Below are 2,578 nucleotides of genomic sequence, written 5' to 3'. Positions count from 1 at the left end.
AAGTTACATCATCAAATATTTTTAACTGGTTTACACACTGCTGTTATTGTACCTCATCTTTCTGAGAAAGGCTATAATGCTCCGCAAAATTTTGCTATTCAAAAGAGACATCTCGCTCAATCTTTTGAATCAAGAGAAAACTTCAAAAACTGGAGCAAAAAATAAGCGACTTCGAGCCGGGTGGGATAATGACTATTTGACCAAAATCCTCGCTGTTGCAGTTAACTAAATTCTCACGAATAACTCATTATTAACTCTTATACAACTTGGAAACAGTGGTTGTAATAGTTTTATTGTATCAAAATTAGCAGAAGCGTAAAAACCACCATTAATCAGTTACTGTTTTCTTACTAAAGTCATTACAAAGCGTGTCTGTAGCTTCTTTGAATGGTGAATTTATCTCAAAATATACTCACCACTGATGAACAGTGTTCAATAAGATGCGTTCCCCCTGAGTGCCCGCCCCAGTGAGTTTTGAATTAATAACTGTCAAAACTCAAAACATACTTGCCCCCATCCGCTACTCAAAACTCCTTACAATTACCCCTTACCGATGTACCTCATGTTACTGAAAAACACTATATTAGGTTGTTACAAGTTATTGCCAAAGTCTTCCAAAATTCAATCAAAAATTATATAATATATGGGGATAGTAAAGCTGTACAACTTAAAAAAAGAGGAAGTATGACTGAGATTGGCAACAAAACCATACTGTTTGGTTTAGCTTGTTTGAGCCATGTTTTATTTACGAATAATGCAGCCCTCGCTACAGAATCCAAAGTAGCGCAGCCCCCATCTCAGGAGACTGTAAATTTTATAGAGGAAATCCAAGAATTAACAGAAGAAATAGAACCTTTAGGACAGATAACATCTGTTTCTCAACTATCGGACGTACAACCAACAGATTGGGCATTTGAAGCAGTACGATCGCTCGTAGAACGTTACGGCTGTTTGCAAGGTTATCCCGACGGTTCCTATCGAGGCAATCGAGCGATGACTCGCTACGAATTTGCAGCGGGTCTCAATGCTTGTTTGAATAGAATGAACGAGCTAATCTCATCAGGAACAGCAAATCTAGTCAAGAAAGAAGAATTAGCTGCTATCCAGAAATTGCAGGAAGAATTTGCTGTCGAATTGGCCACCTTGCGAGGTCGCGTTGACGCTTTGGAAGCCCGCACTTCCGAATTAGAAGCTAACCAATTTTCCACAACAACCAAACTTAGCGGTCAACTAATTACCTTCTTGGGCGACGCATTTGGCGAGAATGCCAGCGATGTCAATAACCCCTCTTTCAATTATCGGCTGCGACTAACTTTAAACACCAGTTTTACAGGAAAAGACAATCTGATAGTTCAACTTCAGTCGCACAATATCAAACTATTCGATACAGGATCAACATTTGGAGGCAGTGTTGCTGCTGCTTCGGCTGGAGTATCGGATGAAACTCGCTTCGTAACAATTAGTGGCGACCCAAATACTGTAACGCTTCGCCAGTTAGAATATCAATTTCCTGTTGGCGATCGCCTGCGAATTTATCTGAACGCTCTGGCAGTCGATGCCTCATTCCTTACCGATACGGTTACACCTTTTATAGATCCAGCTACTGCTGCTATCTCTAACTTCGGTCAAGTTAATCCGATGTATGTTCCTACTGCTGGAGAGGGAGGTATTGGCTTTAATTTCAATCTAAGTAACAATTTCCGAATAGATGGGGGTTACTTTGGCGAAGCAGGTAGCGTCTCCAGTCCCCGTCGCGGTTCGGGATTATTTAATGGAGGTTATACAGCCTTTGCCCAATTACTTTATACTAGCGATCGCCTCAAAGTTGGTGTCCTCTACATCAACTCATATTCTCCTAAATTTGGAACAGACACTCTAGCTGGAAGTAATGCGGCCAAGATAATTCAAGTCAATGGAGAAGGTGCTTTTAATAATCCAGTTGTTGCTAATAGTTATGCAATCCAAGCTAATTACAGATTGAGCCGTCGCTTTGAAGTTGGTGGGTGGTTGGGTTATCAGAAAGCTCGCGCTTTAGGTGATGTTAAAGGAGATGCTGATGTTTGGAATTATGCTCTGAATCTCAATTTTCCCGACTTGATTAAAGAAGGCAATCAAGGAGGGATTGTATTTGGCATGCAACCTCGATTGGCTGGCACGAGCAATAGCGATCTCGCTGAAGCTATTGGAGTGTCTCCAGGACAGAGAAAAGATCGCGATGTCGGCTTTCACATCGAGGGATTCTACAGGTATCAAATCAATGATAATATCTCAATTACTCCTGGTGTAATTTGGCTGACAGCTCCCAACCACGACAAGCGAAATCCAGATACAGTCATTTTTGTAATTAGAACCAGTTTTTTGTTTTAATTACACAACGGTTAATCGCTCGGACTTGAGGTAATATCAAGTCCGAGCGATTGCAATTCATAAAAATGGTTTGTAGTGAGGACGCTCAGTCCTCAAAAAGAAGGACGCTCAGTCCTTACTACGAACCTGACTTATCACCAGAAAACGAGCGAGAAGCCCCTGGCTTTAGACATGGGGAGGAAAGCGGCTGCGACTTCAGTCGCCTGGAATC

General features: G+C 41.5%; 1 protein-coding gene and 1 pseudogene. Both read left to right on the top strand.

The genetic code is table 11. The annotated features are described in order from the left end of the window. Positions 1 to 103: 103 nt before the first annotated feature. Positions 104 to 229: pseudogene (locus QUB06_RS34355) on the top strand (ISAs1 family transposase); the annotation flags it as partial. A gap of 455 nt (positions 230 to 684) precedes the next feature. Then, positions 685 to 2,367 carry an iron uptake porin gene (locus QUB06_RS34350; RefSeq protein WP_333439280.1) on the top strand — a complete coding sequence of 561 codons (1,683 nt, stop codon included), beginning with the start codon at positions 685 to 687 and terminating at the stop codon, positions 2,365 to 2,367. Positions 2,368 to 2,578 lie beyond the last annotated feature (211 nt).

It is taken from the genome of Microcoleus sp. D2_18a_D3 (assembly GCF_036702455.1).
Lineage (GTDB): Bacteria > Cyanobacteriota > Cyanobacteriia > Cyanobacteriales > Microcoleaceae > Microcoleus.
This window is presented reverse-complemented; position numbering and strand designations above follow the sequence as displayed.

Coding starts and splice junctions, on each gene's coding strand:
- QUB06_RS34350 (WP_333439280.1), top strand. CDS start 685: ATGACTGAGATTGGCAACAAAACCATACTGTTTGGTTTAGCTTGTTTG.